Origin of the sequence: Streptomyces sp. NPDC001678 (assembly GCF_042892945.1) — a bacterium.
Classification (GTDB): domain Bacteria; phylum Actinomycetota; class Actinomycetes; order Streptomycetales; family Streptomycetaceae; genus Streptomyces.
This window is the reverse complement of the sequence record NZ_JBIAUP010000014.1, coordinates 173786-191514: the sequence shown is the minus strand read 5'-3', so window position 1 is coordinate 191514 and position 17729 is coordinate 173786. Positions and strand designations below refer to the sequence as shown.

Annotated in this window: 16 protein-coding genes; 8 read left to right on the top strand and 8 right to left on the bottom strand. The window is 74.2% G+C overall.

Going from position 1 to position 17729, the window contains the following annotated elements:
• Window positions 1-225 precede the first annotated feature (225 nt).
• Together ACFYZR_RS26515 and ACFYZR_RS26510 are read right to left on the bottom strand one after the other, a co-directional pair.
• Window positions 226-1986: a M4 family metallopeptidase gene (locus ACFYZR_RS26515; RefSeq protein ID WP_391914498.1), complete on the bottom strand. Its 1761-nt coding sequence runs from the start codon at window positions 1984-1986 to the stop codon at window positions 226-228.
• A gap of 392 nt (window positions 1987-2378) precedes the next feature.
• Window positions 2379-2801, bottom strand: coding sequence for a gamma-glutamylcyclotransferase family protein (locus ACFYZR_RS26510; RefSeq protein WP_391914486.1), 423 nt, complete (start codon window positions 2799-2801; stop codon window positions 2379-2381).
• Between the two features lie 94 nt (window positions 2802-2895).
• On the opposite strand from ACFYZR_RS26510, the gene ACFYZR_RS26505 reads away from it, so the two are divergent.
• The 3 genes from ACFYZR_RS26505 to ACFYZR_RS26495 are packed head-to-tail and all read left to right on the top strand — an operon-like array spanning window position 2896 to window position 7053.
• The gene (locus ACFYZR_RS26505) at window positions 2896-5265 is read left to right on the top strand and encodes an FHA domain-containing protein (protein ID WP_391914484.1); all 2370 of its coding nucleotides are present in this window, start codon (window positions 2896-2898) and stop codon (window positions 5263-5265) included.
• 7 nt (window positions 5266-5272) lie between these two features.
• On the top strand, window positions 5273-6055 hold the full coding sequence (locus ACFYZR_RS26500; RefSeq protein ID WP_391914482.1) for a hypothetical protein: 783 nt from the start codon (window positions 5273-5275) through the stop codon (window positions 6053-6055).
• Complete coding sequence (locus ACFYZR_RS26495; RefSeq protein ID WP_391914480.1) at window positions 6055-7053, top strand: serine/threonine-protein kinase; 999 nt, start codon at window positions 6055-6057, stop codon at window positions 7051-7053. The genes ACFYZR_RS26500 and ACFYZR_RS26495 overlap by 1 nt, the downstream gene beginning before the upstream one ends.
• Here the strand turns inward: ACFYZR_RS26495 and ACFYZR_RS26490 are convergent.
• Window positions 7022-8131, bottom strand: coding sequence for a hypothetical protein (locus ACFYZR_RS26490; RefSeq protein WP_391914478.1), 1110 nt, complete (start codon window positions 8129-8131; stop codon window positions 7022-7024). The genes ACFYZR_RS26495 and ACFYZR_RS26490 overlap by 32 nt on opposite strands.
• Before the next feature lie 122 nt (window positions 8132-8253).
• The gene (locus ACFYZR_RS26485) at window positions 8254-8628 is read right to left on the bottom strand and encodes an RNA-binding S4 domain-containing protein (RefSeq protein ID WP_391914476.1); all 375 of its coding nucleotides are present in this window, start codon (window positions 8626-8628) and stop codon (window positions 8254-8256) included.
• 183 nt (window positions 8629-8811) lie between these two features.
• Here ACFYZR_RS26485 and ACFYZR_RS26480 point away from each other — a divergent pair, with 183 nt between their 5' ends.
• Entirely contained in the window at window positions 8812-9390 is a 579-nt protein-coding gene (locus tag ACFYZR_RS26480) for a hypothetical protein (RefSeq protein ID WP_391914474.1), read from the top strand.
• A 115-nt stretch (window positions 9391-9505) separates the two neighbouring features.
• Here ACFYZR_RS26480 and ACFYZR_RS26475 read toward each other — a convergent pair whose 3' ends face one another.
• The 3 genes from ACFYZR_RS26475 to ACFYZR_RS26465 form a co-directional block, all read right to left on the bottom strand.
• On the bottom strand, window positions 9506-9973 hold the full coding sequence (locus tag ACFYZR_RS26475) for a MarR family winged helix-turn-helix transcriptional regulator (protein WP_391914472.1): 468 nt from the start codon (window positions 9971-9973) through the stop codon (window positions 9506-9508).
• Complete coding sequence (locus ACFYZR_RS26470) at window positions 9973-11373, bottom strand: MFS transporter (RefSeq protein ID WP_391914470.1); 1401 nt, start codon at window positions 11371-11373, stop codon at window positions 9973-9975. The genes ACFYZR_RS26475 and ACFYZR_RS26470 overlap by 1 nt, the downstream gene beginning before the upstream one ends.
• A 100-nt stretch (window positions 11374-11473) precedes the next feature.
• Window positions 11474-12565, bottom strand: a complete 1092-nt coding sequence (locus ACFYZR_RS26465; RefSeq protein ID WP_391914468.1) for a PP2C family protein-serine/threonine phosphatase — start codon at window positions 12563-12565, stop codon at window positions 11474-11476.
• Window positions 12566-12727: 162 nt separating this feature from the next.
• Here ACFYZR_RS26465 and ACFYZR_RS26460 point away from each other — a divergent pair, with 162 nt between their 5' ends.
• From ACFYZR_RS26460 to ACFYZR_RS26450, 3 genes are all read left to right on the top strand, one after another.
• A complete protein-coding gene (locus ACFYZR_RS26460) occupies window positions 12728-13699 on the top strand; it encodes a GlxA family transcriptional regulator (RefSeq protein ID WP_391914466.1) in 972 nt (323 codons plus the stop codon).
• 79 nt (window positions 13700-13778) lie between these two features.
• Complete coding sequence (locus tag ACFYZR_RS26455; RefSeq protein ID WP_391914464.1) at window positions 13779-15209, top strand: PLP-dependent aminotransferase family protein; 1431 nt, start codon at window positions 13779-13781, stop codon at window positions 15207-15209.
• 68 nt (window positions 15210-15277) lie between these two features.
• Entirely contained in the window at window positions 15278-16009 is a 732-nt protein-coding gene (locus ACFYZR_RS26450; RefSeq protein WP_391914462.1) for a B3/4 domain-containing protein, read from the top strand.
• 77 nt (window positions 16010-16086) lie between these two features.
• On the opposite strand, the gene ACFYZR_RS26445 is transcribed toward ACFYZR_RS26450, so the two are convergent.
• Window positions 16087-16737 (bottom strand): MarR family transcriptional regulator, encoded by a 651-nt coding sequence (locus ACFYZR_RS26445; protein ID WP_391914460.1) that lies wholly within the window; start codon window positions 16735-16737, stop codon window positions 16087-16089.
• A 69-nt stretch (window positions 16738-16806) separates the two neighbouring features.
• Here ACFYZR_RS26445 and ACFYZR_RS26440 point away from each other — a divergent pair, with 69 nt between their 5' ends.
• Entirely contained in the window at window positions 16807-17727 is a 921-nt protein-coding gene (locus tag ACFYZR_RS26440; protein ID WP_391914458.1) for a LysR family transcriptional regulator, read from the top strand.
• Window positions 17728-17729 lie beyond the last annotated feature (2 nt).

The window sequence follows — 17729 nt, the reverse complement described above, 5'->3', positions numbered from 1 at the left end:
CCCCGCCCCCGCCGGGGCCGCCGGGCGGGGGGGGGGGGGGGGGGGGGGGGGGGGGCCCCCCCCCCCCCCCCCCGGGGGGGGGGGCGGGCGGGGGGGCCCCCCGCCCGCCCCCCCCCCCACGGCCCGGGCCGACCGGGACCCCCGGTCGGCCCCGTCGCGTGACGCGTCGCACCCGACGCGTCACGCGACGCCCCGCTCATCCAGTCGGCGCCGCAGGCGCCGACGTCACCGCTTCAGGTTGGCGTTGGTGGAAGGCGTGTTCGCCTCGGTGACGTTCACCCCGGCCCACGCCGCGTCCACGGCCTTGTACTCGGCGCCGTCCTGGCCGTAGATGTCCGCGGCCGCCTGGAGGGTGGCCTTGCGGGCGTCGTGGAAGTCGCTGGTGGAGACCAGGTAGCGGCTCAGCGCGCGGTAGAAGATCTGCTCCGCCTTGTCGCGGCCGATGCCGGTCACCGTGGAGCCGTCGTACGTCGGCGAGTCGTACGAGAAGCCGCCGATCGTCTTCTTGCCGCTGCCCTCGGCCAGCAGGTAGAAGGCGTGCGAGGAGACACCGGAGCCCGCGTGGACCTCGCGGTCGTAGGAGCCCTCGTCCCAGTAGTCGACCGTGCCCTCGAGCTTGTCCAGCGACGGCTTGTCGAGGCGGCGCAGGAAGGTCTGCTGGAGACCGAGCTTCTCGCCGAGGAGGTAGTTCGGCGGGTTCGCCGGGTTGTTCGTGGCGAACTCCACGCCCGTGCCGAAGATGTCGGCGAAGGACTCGTTGAGCGAGCCCGCCTCGCCGAACTGGTTCTGGTCGTCGTCGACGCGCGTGGGCTGGAAGTTCGCGGTGGCCTCGACGACGCCGTGGCTCAGCTCGTGACCGGTGACGTCCAGCGCGACCAGCGGCTGCTTGAACGTTTTTCCATCGCCGTCGCCGTAGAGCATGCAGCCGCAGTCGGGGGACCAGAAGGCGTTGCCGACGTTGCTGCCGAAGTGGACGAGGGCGTGCGGGCCGACGCCGTCGTTCTTGATGCCGTTCCGGCTGAACGTCTTCTTGTAGTAGTCGAACGTGGCGGTGATGCCGTACTGGGCGTCCACCGCCGCGCTGGCGGCGTCCGACGTGGTGCCGTTGCCCCACTTGTTGTCGGTGTCCGTGAAGGCCTTGCCGCTGGTGAAGGTGCCCAGCTGCTGACGGCCCGCGTTGCGGGTCTCGGCATTGCCGCGGCTGGGGTCCTTCAGGGTGAAGGAGCTCTTGGCGGTCTGGGTCGTGATCAGCGGCACATTGCCGACGAAGATCGAGGAGCCGCTGCCGGTGGCCTGCGCCGGGAAGGCGCCGGCGGCGGGCTTGACCGGCCCGGGCAGGGGCTTGGTGTTGGTGCGCGGGGCGGCCTGGGCGCCCTGCTCGCGCAGCTTCGCCTTCAGGGCGGGCGAGATGAACGCGTCGGAGAGCGGCGTCTTGCTGATGACCTTGCCGGACGCGGCGTCGACGAGCACCGAGTGGGCGGCGCCGGCCTCGGTCTTCGGGGTGCCGGTGACGGTCACCCGGTAGGCGAGGACGGCCTTGTCGGCGCGGGCGTCCACCACCAGCTCGGGCTTGCCGGCGGCGGTGCCGTCGGCCGACGCGGCGGCCTTGGCGGCGGCGTCGGAGGCGCTCAGCTCGGGGGTGACGCTGGGGACGGTGACCTGGCGGTTGGCCGAACGGGTCACGCCCAGGTAGGAGTTCTTCGCGTCCAGGTGGACGATCAGGTCGCCGCCGATGACGGCGACGCCGTGCTGGGACCGCTCGAAGCGGACGTGCCGCTTCCCTTCGGGGTCGGTCAGGACGTCCTTGACGTTCAGCGTGTCCGCCGAAGTGACGCCGGTGGCCGCCGCGTTCGCGACGGCTGCGCTCCGCGCGGCCTTGACGACGTCCGCCTGGACACCGCCGGCCGCGGTGCTCGCGGCGGCCGCGGCCCGGGCCTTGTCCACGGAGTGGGACGGGAGGGTGTCGGCCGCGGCCGTGCCGGCCATGGTCGCCGCGGCGACCACCGCGACGGCGATGGTCAGCGCGCGTCTGCCGGTCGAGGCCGATATGGAGTTCGTGGGGGATGTACGCACGTTTCAGCGCCCTTTGCCGTGAGGGCGGTTCGGATGACCGGACCGCCTGCGTGCACGCGGTGCCGGTTCTGCCGCACCACGGGGACCCCTGGTCCAGGTCCCGTGGATGACCTTGCACTCACTGGCATGCTCATGAAAAGAGCGAAGGGGCTTCTTGTCCGAACAGTTGATCTATCGTTTACAAATCCCCAACGCACCGTTACGACGGCGCAACTTCCTGTCGACTTGTGGGGGAGGATGCGGCAACGCCCCCGAAGGTTGCCCATGTTGGCCGACTGATCACTATGTGAGACGCGGCCCCGCCACTACCCCCGCCAGTCGCCGCCCGGCACCCGGTTCCCCGACGCCCGCAGCCGGCACGCCAGCCGGTCCGCCGCGAGATACACCCACCCCCGCACCGGAGCGCCTCCCTCCACCCGCACCTCGCGCACCACACGCTCGTAGAGGTTGCGCGGATCGCCCGGGCGGTACTCCTCCAGCGCGTCGAGTTCGGCCAGCACCCGGCCGTACTCCCCCGGCGCCACGGTGATCAGCTCACCGCGGACCTCGCCCTCCGCGTCCGCCACCGCGTACGGATACCCCGGCCCCTCGTACAGCACCGCGCCCCGCATCCGCGCCGGCTCCTCCGCCACCGTCCGGCCGCGCAGGAAGCGGTCGTGGTTGTGCCGCCCGGGCCGCAGCGTCCCGTAGACGAAGACGGGCAGCCCTCCGGAGTCCTCCGCCGTCACTCCCGCGCTCCCTTCCCCGGCCGCCGCCCGGCCATCCGTCTCCCCCTGCCGCCGCCGAAAGGCGGGCGGCGGGGGTCGGCCGTAGCCTAGAGCCATGGGAGAGCGCTCGGTCGCGCCCTCGGCGCCCGAGCTCGTCGTCGAGGCCGACGGCGGCTCGCGGGTGATGAGCCCCGGCAGGATCTACCACGTGGGGCGCGACCCCCTCAGCGACATCGTGCTGCACGACGGGCGCGTCTCGTGGCACCACGCCACCCTGCGCGCCGTCGCGGACCACTGGACCCTCGAGGACAGCGACAGCACCAACGGCACCTACGCCGAGGGCCACCGCGTGACCTCGCTCGACGTGGGCCCCGGCAGCGTCATCCGCTTCGGCAACCCCTCCGACGGGCCCGCCGTCCATGTCACCGAGGCCCTGCCGCACCCCGCCGACCGGCCCTCCTCCGTCTCCCACCCCTCCGGCACCAGCACCTTCCGGCAGCCCACGTCCGTACGCCCCCTGCCCACCCGCACCGTGCGGATCGGCCGCGCCGCCGGCAACGACCTCGTCCTCGACGACCTGATCGTCTCCCGGACCCACGCCGAGCTGCGCGCGCTGGCCGACGGCGGCTACGAGATCGTCGACCTCGGCAGCCACAACGGCACCTACCTCAACGGCCACGCGGTGCGGCGCGCCCTGGTGGGGCCCGGCGACATCATCGGCATCGGCCACTCGGCGTTCAGCCTGGTCGGCGACCAGCTCCAGGAGTACGTCGACACCGGTGAGGTCTCGCTCGACGTGCAGGACCTGACCGTGGAGGTCGACGAGGGCCGCAAGACCCTGCTGGACGACGTCTCCTTCCCCGTCGGCGCCAAGTGCCTCCTCGCCGTCGTGGGCCCCAGCGGCGCCGGCAAGTCGACGCTGCTCAACGCCCTCACCGGACTGCGCCCCGCCGACCGGGGCACCGTCCTCTACGACGGCCGCGACCTCTACCGGGACTACGCCGAGCTGCGGGCCCGCATCGGGCTCGTCCCCCAGGACGACATCCTCCACACCCAGCTGACCGTGCGCCGGGCCCTGAACTACGCCGCCGAGCTGCGTTTCCCCGGCGACACCGCCAAGGCCGAACGACGGGCCCGGGTCGAGGAGGTCATCGGCGAACTGGGCCTGGAGCAGCGCGCCGACCAGCCCATCCACAGCCTCTCCGGCGGCCAGCGCAAACGCGTCAGCGTGGCGCTGGAGCTGCTGACGAAGCCGTCGCTGCTCTTCCTCGACGAGCCCACCTCCGGCCTCGACCCGGGCATGGACCGCTCGGTGATGAACATGCTGCGCGGCCTCGCCGACGACGGCCGCACCGTCATCGTCGTCACCCACAGCGTGCTCAGCCTGGACGTCTGCGACCGGCTGCTGTTCCTCGCCCCCGGCGGGCGGACCGCCTACTACGGGCCGCCCGGGGACATGCCCGGCTTCTTCGGCTTCGGCCAGTGGCCCGAGGCCTTCGAGGCGTTCGAGAACGACAAGGGCCGGGACTGGGCGGGCGAGTACCGCTCCTCGCCCCATCACCGGCAGTACATCGCCTCCGCCACCGACCAGCCGCGCCTGGGCGCACCGCCCGCGCCGGAGGCGGCCCCCGCGCCGGCCAAGGCGCAGACCTGGGGCGCCCAGCTGTGGACCCTGATGCGCCGCTATGTGATGGCGCTCAGCGCCGACCGGACCTTCCTGGTCATCATGGTCGCGCTGCCCTTCGTCACCGGCGCGATGGCCCGGCTGTCCTCCGGCACCCGCTTCGCCTCGGCCGACAAGGCCAACACCGTGCTGCTGATCCTGTGCGTGGGAGGCGTGCTGACGGGCGCGGCCAACGCCGTGCGCGAACTCGTCAAGGAACGCGTCATCTACCGGCGGGAGCGTGCCGTCGGGCTGTCCCGGTCCGCCTATGTGATGTCGAAGATCCTGGTGCTGGGCGTTATCACGGTGGCGCAGGCGATCGTCCTGGCCGTCGTGGGCCTCGGCGGGGTGGACACCCGCGCCCCCAAGGGCCAGGGCGTGCTCATGCCGCCGATGCTGGAGATGACGCTCGCCCTGGCGCTGTTGTCGTTCACCTCCATGCTGCTGGGCCTGCTGGTGTCGGCGCTGGTGCGCAGGGAGGAGGTCACCATGCCACTGCTGGTGCTCATCACCCTCGTCCAGGTCGTCTTCTGCGGCGGGATGATCGAGCTCAACGGCAGGCTGGTGCTGCAGCAGCTCTCCTGGCTGGTGCCGTCGCGCTGGGCGCTGGCGGCGATGAGCGCGACCATCGACTTCACCCATATCCCGCCCGAGACCGGCCAGCTTCCGCCGAAGGGCGGGAGCGGGGCCGACCCGCTCTTCCGGCACGCCGTCGGCACCTGGCTGCTCGACATGGGCATGATGGTGGTGCTGGCCCTCGTCTTCGCCGTCCTGGTCGCCCGGCTGCTGCGCCGCCACGAGCCGGCGGTCATGCGGAAGTGACGGCGCGATGAGCACGGTTCCCCTGTCGTCCGGCGCGGTGCCGGACGTCCCCGGTTTCCAGCCGACGCACGTCGTGCCGAACGAGGGCCTGCCCACGTGGACGGCCCCCGACGCGGCCGTCCCGACCGAGCCGCTGGACCCGTTGCTGCCGGTGCGGCTGCTGGCCCGGCGCGGCGACTGGGGGCAGGTGCTGTGCTCCAACGGCTGGTCGGCGTGGGTGGACGCCCGGCTGCTGGTCACCTTGCCGCAGCGCCCGCCCGGGGCGGGCGGGGCGCTCGTCCGCACGGCGGAGGCGCGCGAGCTGCTGGCCGGGGTGGAGGAGACGCTGGACCGCTACCGGAAGGCGGTGGAGGAGCTGGCGGCGGGCCGCATCGACGGCGAGACGTTCCGGCACACGACGCAGGGCCTGCGGGTCGGGGTGGTCGTGGCGGGCGAGGAGATCTGGCTGTACGACACGGCGGGCGACCGCTGGTGCTACAGCGACGGCACGGCGATGACGGCCGTGGCGGGTGGCGAGCCGTCACCGGACCGGGGTACGGGCGGCAGCCCGGCCGGGGCGACGCGGCTGGACGGCGGGAACGAGGGGGCAGGGCCCACCGGGCCCGACGCCGGCAGGACGGGACGGCCTGCCGGCCTGGGCGACGATGGCGGCGCGGGCTCCACGCGGCTCGACACCGGAAGCGCGGGCCCCGCCGGGCCCGGCCCCGACTCGACGCGGCTCGACGGTGGGAACCCCGGCGCCGCCGGGTCCGAGGCCGGCGACGTCGGCGGTGACGGCGGGAGCCGGTGATGGCCGGCGAGCAGGAGGGGCGCGTGCGCCCCGACGTGTCGCTCGGGGCCGGGCCGGGCGGTCTGATAGGGCACCGGATCGCGGACTACCGCGTCGAGAGCGAGATCGGCCGGGGCGGCATGGCCGTCGTCTACCGCGCCACGGACCTCCGGCTCGACCGCACCGTCGCCCTGAAGCTCCTCGCCCCCGAGCTCGCCCGGAACGACACCTTCAGGCGCCGTTTCAGCCATGAGTCGAGGGTGGCCGCGGCCATCGACCACCCCCACATCGTGCCGGTGTTCGAGGCCGGTGAGGTGGAGGGCGTCCTCTATATCGCCATGCGCTACGTACCCGGCCAGGACCTGCGGGCCCTCCTCGACCGCGAGGGCCCGCTGCCCCTGCCCGTCACCGCCCGGATCGCCGGCCAGGTCGCCTCCGCCCTGGACGCCGCGCACGCCCACGACCTGGTCCACCGGGACGTCAAGCCCGGCAACATCCTGGTCGCCGAGGGCACCGACGCCGACCACCCCGAGCACGTCTACCTCACCGACTTCGGGCTCACCAAGAAGTCCCTGTCGCTGACCGGCTACACACGGGTGGGCCAGTTCGTCGGCACGCTGGACTACGTCGCGCCGGAGCAGATCTCGGGCAAGCCCGTCGACGGGCGCTGCGACGTCTACAGCCTGGCCTGCGTCGTCTTCGAGATGCTGACGGGAGCGCCGCCGTTCCGGCGCGAGGACGACATGGCGCTGCTGTGGGCCCATCAGTACGAGCCGCCGCCACGGCTGTCGGAGCTGCTGCCGGGGCTGCCCCCGGACGTCGACGACGTCCTGGCGACGGCGCTGGCGAAGGCGCCGGACGACCGTTTCGACAGCTGTCTGCGGTTCGTGACCGCGCTGCGGCGGACGGGACGGGCGAGTCCGGCGCCGGAGGCGACGACGCCGCCTCCCCCGCCGGACTGGGCGGCCGTGGTCTTCCCCGGGCCCGTCAGTGCCCCGGACCGCCGCCGGGAATCGTGAAGGGCAGTTCCTGGGAGAGGAAGGACGTGTCGCCGTTGCCGACGGTGAATCCCGCGTCCGCGCGGGTCACATCGCGCGGGGCGGTCCGGGCGACGGCGACCTTCAACCGGTAGACGGCCGTCTCGCCGGGGGCGAGGAGGCGCTTCCCGCTGGTGGGCAGCAGGGTGGCGCTCATGCCCGGGTCGCAGCCGCCCGCGACCAGCGGGACGCGCATCCAGCCCCGGTCCGTGCGGTACTGGGACAGCGTCAGGTCCTTGGGCGTCAGGGCGTGCGAGCCGCCCGCGCCGTAGGCGAAGTACGCGCCGCTCAGGGCGGGGTAGGCCCGGTCGGTGGTGTTCTTCACGGTGACGGTGACGGTGCGCCCCGTCCCTCCGCGCCGCAGGGTGGCGCCCTTGTCCCAGCCGGTCACGGTGACCTTCGGCCGGGTGGCCTCGGCGGTACGGACGGGGGCGCGGTAGGTGTGGCCCCGGCCGTCGTCGAGGGAGGCGGCGACGGTGAGGGTGCCGGGCCGGTCGAGGTCCTGGAGCCGCAGGGCGATGCCTACCGGGTGCTTGGGGCTCGCGTCCGGCGCGGACACCGGGAAGGTGAGGACGCCTTGGGTGGGGAAGGAACCGGAGCTCGGCTTGCTGTCCAGGTCGACCCAGCGGCGGGCGCTCGGCTCGTAGCGCTGCACCGTCAGGGAGTCGGTGCTGAAGCCCTTGCTGGTGACGTCCAGGCGGACCGTGCCCTTGGTGACGGGCGTGCGCAGGGTGACGCCGGAGTCCGACCACAGCCCGATGGGCAGCTGGCCCGGCATGCCGTACGCGAGGTTCTGCGCGGCCGTCCCGGTGAGGGCCGACACCGGCGCCGGCTGGTGCGCCGCGGCCCACGCGGGCGCGGCGCTCACGGCGCCGGGCCGCTCCGCGCCGTCACAGCCGGGCTTGGCCGGGGCCGCGCCCCCGGCCGGCGTGGCGCCGGCGGCCTGGCCCGGCGCCGCCGCGCCTATGACGAGCGTCAGTCCGGCGGCCAGCGCGGCCGCCGTTCTGACCGTGGCTTTCCGTGCCGCCGACGTCCGCCGCTGCGCGACCTTGAATGTCATGTACCGCCCCCCGCAATGTGGGTGAGTGTCCCGTGCTGACGTACATGTGTACGTGTCCGGCCTCAGAGAGGGCCGTCCACAGCTGATGGTTCCCACGGGGAACGGAAATCCCACGTTTTCCGTCAGCGGCCGCGCAGGTGCTCCATCTCGCGCCGGTCGCGCTTCGTGGGCCGGCCCGCGCCCCGGTCGCGGACACCGGCGGGGGCGACGGCCTCGCGCGGCGGTGGCGGCGGGCTGTTGTCCTCGTAGCACTCGACGGCGACGGGCGCGCCGACGCGCTTGCGGATGAGCCGCTTGACGACCACGACCCGTTCGTAGCCCTCTTGCCGCAGCCGCACCTCGTCCCCGGGCTTCACGGTCTGGGCGGGCTTGGCCCGCTCGCCGTTGAGCCGGACGTGCCCGGCGCGGCAGGCCGTGGCGGCGATCGAGCGTGTCTTGGTGAGCCGTACGGACCAGATCCAGGCGTCGATCCGTACCGCCCCTCCCTCTGTCTCCATGCCCGTAAGCCTAGGGGACCCCACTGACATGGCCGATTACCGTCGGCGCTCGCGCGCCGGGCCCGGGGGTCCGTTGACTTCTGCACCTCCCCGTGCGACTCATGTCGTGTTCACCTCAACCCCCGCTCTTCGCAGCCGTCGGCGGTCCGCAGGGGCCGCTCCCGGCCGGATGGGAGTACGGCGATGAACACATCCATCGGCTCAGGAAACACCGGCTCAGGAAACACGGTCGCCGGCAACCGGCGCCGCGGGCGCGCCATGGCCGCCGCGGCCTTCGTGGCCGCCCTGGCGAGCACCGGCCTCGGCCTGGGCGCGCCGTCCGCCGCGGCGGACACCGTCTCCGTCAGCTACACCTGCACCGGCCCGGGCGCCCCCGGCGACGTCCAGTCGCTCCAGGTCACCGTGACCGCCCCGGCGAGCGTCCCGCAGGGCGGCACGGCGGACCTCACCCTTCAGGCCAGCACCCAGCTGAAGGTACCGATCAACGTCCCCGCGCAGGCCGTCACCGGCGAGCTCGACCTCGCCCTCGGCGGCGCCTCGTCCGGCACCGTGACGGCCACCGGCTTCACCAACCCCGACCCGGTGCCCAGCGGTTCGGGCGTGACCCTCACCGGCGGCACGGCCTCCGTCAAGCTCGACGCCGCCGGCACCACGACCTTCACCCCCGGCACGGCGAAGGTGCACGTCTTCGGCGTGACGGTGGAGTGCGCGGTCTCCGGCAGCGCGCCGGTGGCGGCGAGCACGCAGGTGACGACCGAGTAGTCCTGACGCAAGGCAGCGCGATCCCCCACGGGAATCTACCCAAAAGCCGCACGGCGGCGGGGATTTCGCTGCCGGAACGCCCGGCGCCCGAACGGGCAGGCCCTCTGACCCCCTCCTAGTCCTCCTCCGCCAGGCGCGCGAGCAGGCCGAGCGCCTCGACGACCACGGCCTGTTCGCGCTCGTCCAGGCGCTCCGCCAGGGCGCCGGCGATCCAGCCCTCGCGCTCCCGGCGGACCTCCGCGAGCCGGAGGCGGCCCTGTTCGGTGAGGGACATGATGGCCTGGCGGCGGTCGCTGGGGTGCGGGGAGCGCTCGACGAGGCCGGCCTCCTCCAGGGCGGCGAGGGTCGCGCCCATCGACTGCGGGCGTACGCGCTCGGCGCGGGCCAGGGCCACGGTGGTGGCGGGCCCCTCACGGTCGAGCCTGCTGAGGGCGGAGGCCTGTGACAGCGTCACGTCCGTGCCCTCCGAGGCCGTGCGCAGACGGCGCATCAACTGCCCCGTGAGCACACGGAGCCTGGCGGCCGCCTCGACCAGTTCGGCGGACGGGGCGGGGGCGGCGGGGGGCTGCTCTCGGTCCTTCATCAAGCAAGGGTACCTTTCGAATCCCCGCGCGCCAGGTCGCGGTCCGCCAGGGTCGCCAGCAGCAGGAGCACGCTCAGCGCGCCCAGGACGAGGGCGATCGCGTGGAGCCCGGACGTGGAGGCGTGGTCCCCGTAGAACAGGCCGATCAGGCTGGAGGCCGCGACGGCTCCCGTGTACTGCGCGGTACGGAAGAGGCCGGCGGCGGTGCCCGTCTGCTCGGCGGGGGCCTGGGCGTACAGGGCGGTCTGATTGCCCACGGCGTTCAGGCCGTTGGGCAGCCCGAAGAGGGCGCCGAGGGCGACGAGGAGGAGGACGGGGCTGTCCGGGCCCGCGCACAGCAGCACCCCGGTGGCCACCACCATCGCGCCGGTGCCGAGGAGCAACGGGCCGCGCACCCGCCTGCGGCGCGAGCCCAGCCAGGAGGCCACGGCCGCCACCACCGACATCGGGAGCATCAGCAGTCCCGTGGTCGTCGTCGAGTGGCCCGCGGACTCCTCCAGCCACTGCGTATAGCCGTAGAGGACGCTGTAGAGGACGAGGAAGGCCGTGGCGTAGCGGACGTAGGTGCGCACCAGCGGGCGGTTGGCCGCCAGCATCCGCAGGTCGAGGAAGGGGCGGCGGGCCCTGAGCTCCCAGGCGGCGAGGGCCGCCGCGAGCGCGCCGCCCAGTGCGAGCAGGGACCACCGGGGGTGGTCGAGGCGCATCAGGAAGAGCACGGCGGGCAGGGTGACCCCGGCGAACAGGGTGGCGCCCAGCGGGTCGAGGGCCGTCCAGGCGGACTCCCGTTCGCCGGCCGGGCGCGGGGCGTCCTTGGGCAGCCAGGTCAGGGTAAGGAGGAGCCCCACCGCCGCGAGCGGGACGTTGACCACGAAGATGGAGCGCCATCCGGCGAGTCCGGTGAGCAGTCCGCCGAGGGCGGGGCCGACCGCCGCGCTGGCGAGGCCGGCGATGGTGAGGGCGCCGAGGACGCCGCCCGGCGGTTCCCGCCGGAGGCGGTCGGACTGGGCGCGGATCATGGCCATCGCGGCGGGGTAGGCGGCGGAGGTCCCGACGCCCAGGGCCACCCGGACCGCGATCAGCTGCCCCAGCGAGTCCGCCCGCAGCCCGGCGAGCCCGGCGAGTCCCACCAGGACCAGTCCGGCCGCGTAGACCCGGCGGGGGCCGAACCGGTCGGCGACCTTGCCCATCGCGGGCTGGGCGACGGCGCTGGCCGCGTAGAGGCCGGAGACCAGCCAGACGGTGCCGGCCGCGCCCGTGCCGAGCGCGCGGCCGATGGGGACGAGGGCCGTGGAGATCATGGTCGAGTTGACCGGGTTGAGCATCGACCCGATGACGATCGGCGCCACGAAGCGGGGGCCGAAGCCTATGGACCGGGGAGACCCGGACAAGGGAAGCGACATATGACAAGGCTAGCTTTTAGAAAGCTTGCCTTGCAAGGTTGCCTTTCTATTTTTGCGCGGCGCTCTTGCGCGACGCTTTCGCGCGGCGCCGGACCGGAGGTCACCGCTCCCTGCGGACGATCAACAACGCCGCGTCGTCCGCCAGCTCACCCCCCGTGTAGTCCCGCAGATCGGCCATGATCCGGTCCGCCAGATGCGCTGGCGTCAGGTCGGGCAGTCCCGCCAGCCGCTCGCCCAGCGGATAGAAGCGCCCGGCCGCGTCGCGGGCCTCCGTCACCCCGTCCGTGTAGAGCACGAGCGTGTCGCCCGGCGCGAAGGGGGTGCGCAGGAGGTGGTACGGGCCGGGGTCCATCTGCCGCAGCGCCAGCGGCGGGTCGGGCGTGGGCGACTGGATCTCGGTGACCTCTCCCGCGCGCCACAGCAGCGGCGGCAGATGCCCGCAGTCGACCAGCTCCGCCGGGCCGCCCCGCACCGGCACCCCGAGGAGCACCGCCGTCACGAACTCCTCGCCGACCCCGCGCCGGACGACGGTGGCGTCCAGCCGCCCGGCCACCCCGTCGAGCCCGGGCTCGACCTGGGCGGCCTCCCGGAACGTGCCGAGGACGTCGGCGGCGGTCTCGACGGCTCCCAGCCCCTTGCCCCGCACGTCGCCGAGCAGCAGCCGCGTCCCGTGCGGGGTGCCCAGCACCTCGTACAGATCGCCGCCCACCCGCGCCTCGGCGGCCGCCGAGGCGTAGCGCACGGCGATCCGCAGGCCGTCGATCCGCTCGGGCACGGGGCGCAGCAGGGCGCGCTGGGCGGCCTCGGCGACCGAGCGGGTCCGGAGCAGCTGGCGCTCGCGGGTCGAGACGAGGACGACGTTGGCGGTCGAGACGCAGGTGATGGCCAGGACGGTGGCCCCGGCCGTGAGGTGGACGGGCAGGGCGACGCCGGGATCGGCGAAGGCCAGTGGGGCGACGAGCAGCAGCGCGAGCAGTCCGGTCGCCAGGGGGACGCGGGCGCTGCGGGTGCCGAGGCCGGCGAGCGCGGGGGCGGTGGCCAGCACCGGGGAGAAGGTCAGCGAGGGGTTGGTGGTGAGGTCCAGCGCGACGGCGGCGGCGAGCAGGACGTAGGCCGCCACGACGAGCGGGCGCACGCCGCGGGGCAGCGCCGGGGCCGCCCCCGGCACCTCGGGGCCGGGGTCTCGCTTCATGACTGTCTTCCACCCTAGGCGCGGGGTGGGGCGCCGCAACCGCACCGCCCCCCCCTCATGGCATACGCCGTCTTATGCCCAGAAAAAAGGACATTACTCCATAAAGGTGATCGCTGACCCGTTCGGCGGTGCGACCCCGGGGCGGCGCTCGATGATGGGCCTGTGAGCGGCAAGGTGGTGACGCGCGACGTCCTGATCGTCGTGTACGACGGAGTGCAAATGCTGGACGTCGCGGGGCCGTTGGACGTCCTCGACCGGGCCGGCGGCGAGGCGGACACCGGCTACCGGGTGCGGCTGGCCTCGCTGGGCGGCCGGTCCGTAGCCACCTCCGCCGAGGCGCAGTTGGGCGTCTCGGCGGACCTGACCCGGATCCGCAAGCCGCCGGACACCCTGATGGTGGCCGGCGGCAGGGGCTACGCGGCCGCCGCGTCGGACCGCGAACTGGTCCGGCACGTACGGCGGCTCGCCGGCGGGGCGCGGCGGACGGGCTCGGTGTGCACGGGCGCGTTCGTGCTGGCCGAGGCCGGTCTCCTGGACGGGCGCCGGGCCACCACGCACTGGGCGTTCTGCTCCGAACTGGCCGCGGGCTACCCGGCCGTATCGGTCGAGCCGGACGCCATCTTCGTCCGCGACGGGGCGGTCGTGACCTCGGCCGGGGTGACGGCGGGCATCGATCTCACCCTGGCGCTGCTGGAGGACGACCTCGGGCCGGAGGCGGCCCGCGCCGTCGCCAAGTTCCTGGTCGTCTTCATACAGCGCCCCGGCGGGCAGTCCCAGTTCAGCACCTGGACGCGCGGCGACCCGCCGCGCGGGGGCGCCCTGCGCGAGCTGGTCGAGGACATCGACGCCCATCCGGCGGGGGATCTGTCGGTGCCCACGCTCGCCGGGCGCCTGGGCATGAGCCGGCGCCACTTCAGCAGGCTGTTCAGCCAGCAGGTGGGCACCAGCCCCGGCGCGTACGTCGAGCGGGCCCGGGTCGCCGCCGCGCGGGCCCTGCTGGAGAGCACGCCGGACAGCGTCGACGCCATCGCCGGGCAGTGCGGCTTCGGCACGGTCGAGACGATGCGCCGCGCGTTCGTCCGCGAGACGGGGGTGTCCCCGGCCGCGTACCGGGACCGTTTCCGCAGGGTCTGACTTACGGGACAGACCCTGGACGACGAGACCCTGGATGGGGAACGAACCGGCCCCATGGTGCAATTCACCGGTGAATGCGATGCTCAATTCCGCTGGTGAGACGGCTGTGGGCAGCCTCGGCAGCGATCTCCACCTCGAGCTGCCGGACGGCCCCGGCGGGCGGCGCGGCGCGCTGATACGGGCCCTGCGCGACGCCGTCCGGACGGGCCGGCTGGCACCCGGCACCCGGCTCCCTCCCTACCGCTCCCTCGCCGCCGACCTGGGCGTGGCCCGCAACACCGTCGCCGACGCGTACGCCGAACTCGTCGCCGAGGGCTGGCTCACCGCCCGGCAGGGCTCCGGCACCCGCGTCGCCCACCGGGCGGAACCGCCCCGCGCCGAGCGCCCCCACCGCCCCATGGCTCCCGCCCGGCTCCACGGCCCCGTCCACAATCTGACGCAGGGCACCCCCGACGCGGCCGCCTTCCCCCGCGCCGCCTGGGTCGCCGCCACCCGCCGCGCCCTGACGGCCGCGCCCAGCGAGGCCTTCGGGCCCGGCGACCCCCGGGGCCGCCCCGAGCTGCGCCACGCCCTCGCCGACTACCTCGCCCGGGCGCGCGGGGTACGGACCGATCCCGAACGCGTCGTCGTCTGCGCCGGCTTCGCGAACGCCCTGCGGCTGCTGGGCCGGGTGCTGGAGGGCACGGTCGCCGTGGAGTCGTACGGGCTCGGTTTCCACCGCGGCCTCCTCACCGGGGCCGGGCTGCGGACGGCCGACCTGCCCATCGACGAACACGGCGCGCGCGTCGACCTGCTGCCCGCCACCGGCGTGAGCGCGGCCCTGCTCACCCCCGCCCACCAGTTCCCGACCGGCGGCCCCCTCCACCCCGGGCGACGCGTCGCGCTCGTCGACTGGGCGCGGAGGTCGGGCGGACTGGTCCTGGAGGACGACTACGACGGCGAGTTCCGCTACGACCGCCGACCCGTCGGGGCCGTGCAGAGCCTCGATCCCGAACGGGTCGTCTACCTCGGCACGGTCAGCAAGAGCCTCTCCCCCGCGCTGCGGGTGGGCTGGATGGTGCTGCCGGGGCACCTCGTGGACGCGGTGCTGGAGGCGAAGGGCGAACGGGAGTCCTGGACGAGCGCCCTGGAGCAGCTGACGCTCGCCGAGTTCATCACCTCGGGCGCGTACGACCGGCACGTCCGCAGGATGCGCCGCCACTACCGGCGGCGCCGTGACCGGCTCGTCGCGGCCCTCGCGGAGTCCGCGCCGCACGTCCGGGTCACGGGGATCGCGGCCGGGCTGCACGCGGTGCTGGAGCTCCCGCCGGGCACGGAACGGGCCGTCGTCCAGGCCGCCGCCCGGCGGGGGCTGGCCGTGGAGGGGCTCGGCGACTACCGGCACGGGGAGGCGGCCGGGATGCCGGGCGACGGCCTGGTCGTGGGGTACGGCACGCCGCCCGAGCACGCCTTCGCGGGGGCCCTGGAGGCATTGTGCGGGGCGCTGCCACCGAGGGACGGGGTACAGTAAACAGAACCCTTTGGTTCATGATGTTGCTCTGAAGGGTCCGAGGAACCGTACCGACCCGAGGAGTAGGCATGACAACCGGCACCGGCACCGTCGACACCGCCGACATCGGGGCCTGGCTGGAGGCCGTGGCCGTCGACCCCGCCGTACGGGAGCTGCGGCCCGACTACCGGGCGCTGGTCGTCGTCGCGGAGGGCCTGGTGCCCGGCCCCAGCGACGACGCCGGCGAGAAGCTGCTCGCCGGGGCGGAGGAGACCGCCCGCGAGTGGCTCGCCCGCACCGCCCCCGAGGACCACCCCCACCTGGCCGCCTGGCGCGAGGCGTTCCGCGCCTTCGGCGCCAAGCCGCAGCGCACCCGCCCCAGCGCGGAGGCGCTGCTGCGCCGCGTGCCGGCGGGGCTGCCGCGGGTGGACCGGCTGACCGACATCTACAACGCGATCTCGGTCGCCCACGTCCTGCCGCTGGGCGGCGAGGACCTCGACCACTACCGGGGCCCGGCCCGGCTGGTCCGCGCCACGGGCGGGGAGCCCTTCGAGACGACGGGCGGCGGCGAGAGCGTGACCGAGCACTGCCCGCCCGGCGAAGTCGTCTGGCGCGACGACGCCGGCGTCACCTGCCGCCGCTGGAACTGGCGCCAGTGCACCCGCACCCGCCTGACCCTCACCACCACACGAGCCGTCTTCATCCTCGATGCCCTCGGCCCACTGGACGACGAGGCACTGACGACGGCCGGGGACGCACTGGTAACGGCCCTCACGGAAAGCAGCCCGGGGGCGAGGACGGCCTCACGACTGATCCGCTGAACGCCCCGTAAGCTGAGCGCCCCGTAAGGGGCGCGGGGAACTGCGCGACAAGCCCCCACCGGCCCGCGGTGAACCGCTCAGCGCCCGGCGGCCAGGGCGCCCGCGATCCGCTCCGCGGCCTCCCGCAACAACTCCCGGCAGCGGCCGGACTCCGGCCGCACCGGATCCAGGGCCCGGCATGGGCCCATGAGGCTCAGGGCGCAAGCCATGGGCTCCGGCCCGGGGCACCGGACCGCGACGGCCAGCGAAGCCGTCCCGTACCGAGCCGCATCCGTCGCGTAGACGAGACGCCCGTCGCACGGCGCGCCCAGCGCCCGGGCCAGGGCACCGGTCACGGGGAGCACATCACCCGTCTCCAGACGCTGCGGGGTGTTGTCGGGGCGGAAGACGTGATGGACGATCTGCGCCCCTTCCGGGTGCGCCACCGCCAGGCGGACGCTCATACCGCTGTGCGCGGCGAGCTTGTCCGCCCAGTTCATGGCGGCGGCGCGCAGGTCGTTGCAGTCGGCGGCGGGCCCGCTCAGGGGATCGGCCAGCCGGAAGGCGCCGTCCGGTTCCTGCCGGACCAGCCCCTCCGCCTCCAGGCTTCGCAGCAGGGCCGTGGCGTCGACGGGCGGGATGTCGAGGGTGTCGGTCAGCCGGCGTCCGGTGACGCCGTCCTCCGGATGCCGGTCCAGAAGCCGCAGCGCGGCGGCGGTCCGGCCGACGAGTGCTTGGTTCTGGTACATGCGGCCCAGGCTAGGAGGGCAGGGGCGCGGGCGGGTCGGCCGAATGGCCGATTCCGCGAGACTGCCGTCATGGATCTCCTGTCGTTGCGCTATTTCCGGGCCGTGGCCCGTCACGAGCACATCAGCCGGGCCGCCGAGGAACTCCGCGTCGCCCAGCCGTCACTGAGCCGGACCATCATCCGGCTGGAGACGGAACTCGGCACTCCGCTCTTCGACCGCCAGGGCCGCCGGATACGGCTCAACGAGCACGGCGCGGCCTTCCTGCGCCGCGTCGAGCGGGCACTGGCGGAACTCGACGACGCCCGGCGCGAGATCGCCGATGCCACCGGCGACGGGCCGGGGAGGGTCGCCGTCGCCGCCGAGACCCTGGTCCAGCTGGGCGGAGTGCTGGCCGCCCTCCGCGCGCACCGCCCCGGGGTGGGGGTGCGCCTGTTCCAGGCGCCGCCGGACTCGATGCGGCGTCATCTGTCCTCCGGCGAGGTGGACTTCGCGGTCGCCTCCCAGCCGCTGGCCGGCCCCGGGCTGTGTGCGGTGGAGCTGGTGCGGGAGGAGGTGCTGCTGGCCGTGCCACCCGGGCATCCGCTGGCCGGCCGGGAGAGCGTGGCGGTGGCGGAGCTGGCGGACGAGGAGTTCGTCAGCACGCGCCCCGGCCACTGGCAGCGTGCCCTGCTGGAGCGGCTCTTCGCCCGCGAGGGGCTCACGCCGAAGGTGGTCTGCGAGGGCGACGAGGCCGCCGCCACCCCCGAGCTGATCGGCGCCGGACTGGGCCTCGGCCTCATGCCCGCCGTCGCGCGGCAGACCCTCGGCAGGCACAGCCCGGTGGCCTGGCTGCGGCTGGACGCCACGGACTGCCACCGGACGCTGACCCTCGTATGGCGCCGGGACGCCTACCTCTCCCCCGCCGCCCAGGACTTCCGCCGACTGGCCATGGGTCCGGATCATGCCTCCGGGGCCATGAGTACATGGCGGAACAGGTCGTGGAAGGTATGAGG

What these genes read in the sequence shown, in the direction of transcription:
- ACFYZR_RS26505 (WP_391914484.1), top strand. Translation starts at nt 2,896, where the DNA reads ATGGGAGAGCGCTCGGTCGCGCCCTCGGCGCCCGAGCTCGTCGTCGAG.
- ACFYZR_RS26480 (WP_391914474.1), top strand. Translation starts at nt 8,812, where the DNA reads ATGAACACATCCATCGGCTCAGGAAACACCGGCTCAGGAAACACGGTC.
- ACFYZR_RS26455 (WP_391914464.1), top strand. Translation starts at nt 13,779, where the DNA reads ATGCTCAATTCCGCTGGTGAGACGGCTGTGGGCAGCCTCGGCAGCGAT.
- ACFYZR_RS26515 (WP_391914498.1), bottom strand. Translation starts at nt 1,986, where the DNA reads ATGGCCGGCACGGCCGCGGCCGACACCCTCCCGTCCCACTCCGTGGAC.
- ACFYZR_RS26485 (WP_391914476.1), bottom strand. Translation starts at nt 8,628, where the DNA reads ATGGAGACAGAGGGAGGGGCGGTACGGATCGACGCCTGGATCTGGTCC.
- ACFYZR_RS26495 (WP_391914480.1), top strand. Translation starts at nt 6,055, where the DNA reads ATGGCCGGCGAGCAGGAGGGGCGCGTGCGCCCCGACGTGTCGCTCGGG.
- ACFYZR_RS26450 (WP_391914462.1), top strand. Translation starts at nt 15,278, where the DNA reads ATGACAACCGGCACCGGCACCGTCGACACCGCCGACATCGGGGCCTGG.
- ACFYZR_RS26470 (WP_391914470.1), bottom strand. Translation starts at nt 11,373, where the DNA reads ATGTCGCTTCCCTTGTCCGGGTCTCCCCGGTCCATAGGCTTCGGCCCC.
- ACFYZR_RS26475 (WP_391914472.1), bottom strand. Translation starts at nt 9,973, where the DNA reads ATGAAGGACCGAGAGCAGCCCCCCGCCGCCCCCGCCCCGTCCGCCGAA.
- ACFYZR_RS26500 (WP_391914482.1), top strand. Translation starts at nt 5,273, where the DNA reads ATGAGCACGGTTCCCCTGTCGTCCGGCGCGGTGCCGGACGTCCCCGGT.
- ACFYZR_RS26465 (WP_391914468.1), bottom strand. Translation starts at nt 12,565, where the DNA reads ATGAAGCGAGACCCCGGCCCCGAGGTGCCGGGGGCGGCCCCGGCGCTG.
- ACFYZR_RS26490 (WP_391914478.1), bottom strand. Translation starts at nt 8,131, where the DNA reads ATGACATTCAAGGTCGCGCAGCGGCGGACGTCGGCGGCACGGAAAGCC.
- ACFYZR_RS26445 (WP_391914460.1), bottom strand. Translation starts at nt 16,737, where the DNA reads ATGTACCAGAACCAAGCACTCGTCGGCCGGACCGCCGCCGCGCTGCGG.
- ACFYZR_RS26440 (WP_391914458.1), top strand. Translation starts at nt 16,807, where the DNA reads ATGGATCTCCTGTCGTTGCGCTATTTCCGGGCCGTGGCCCGTCACGAG.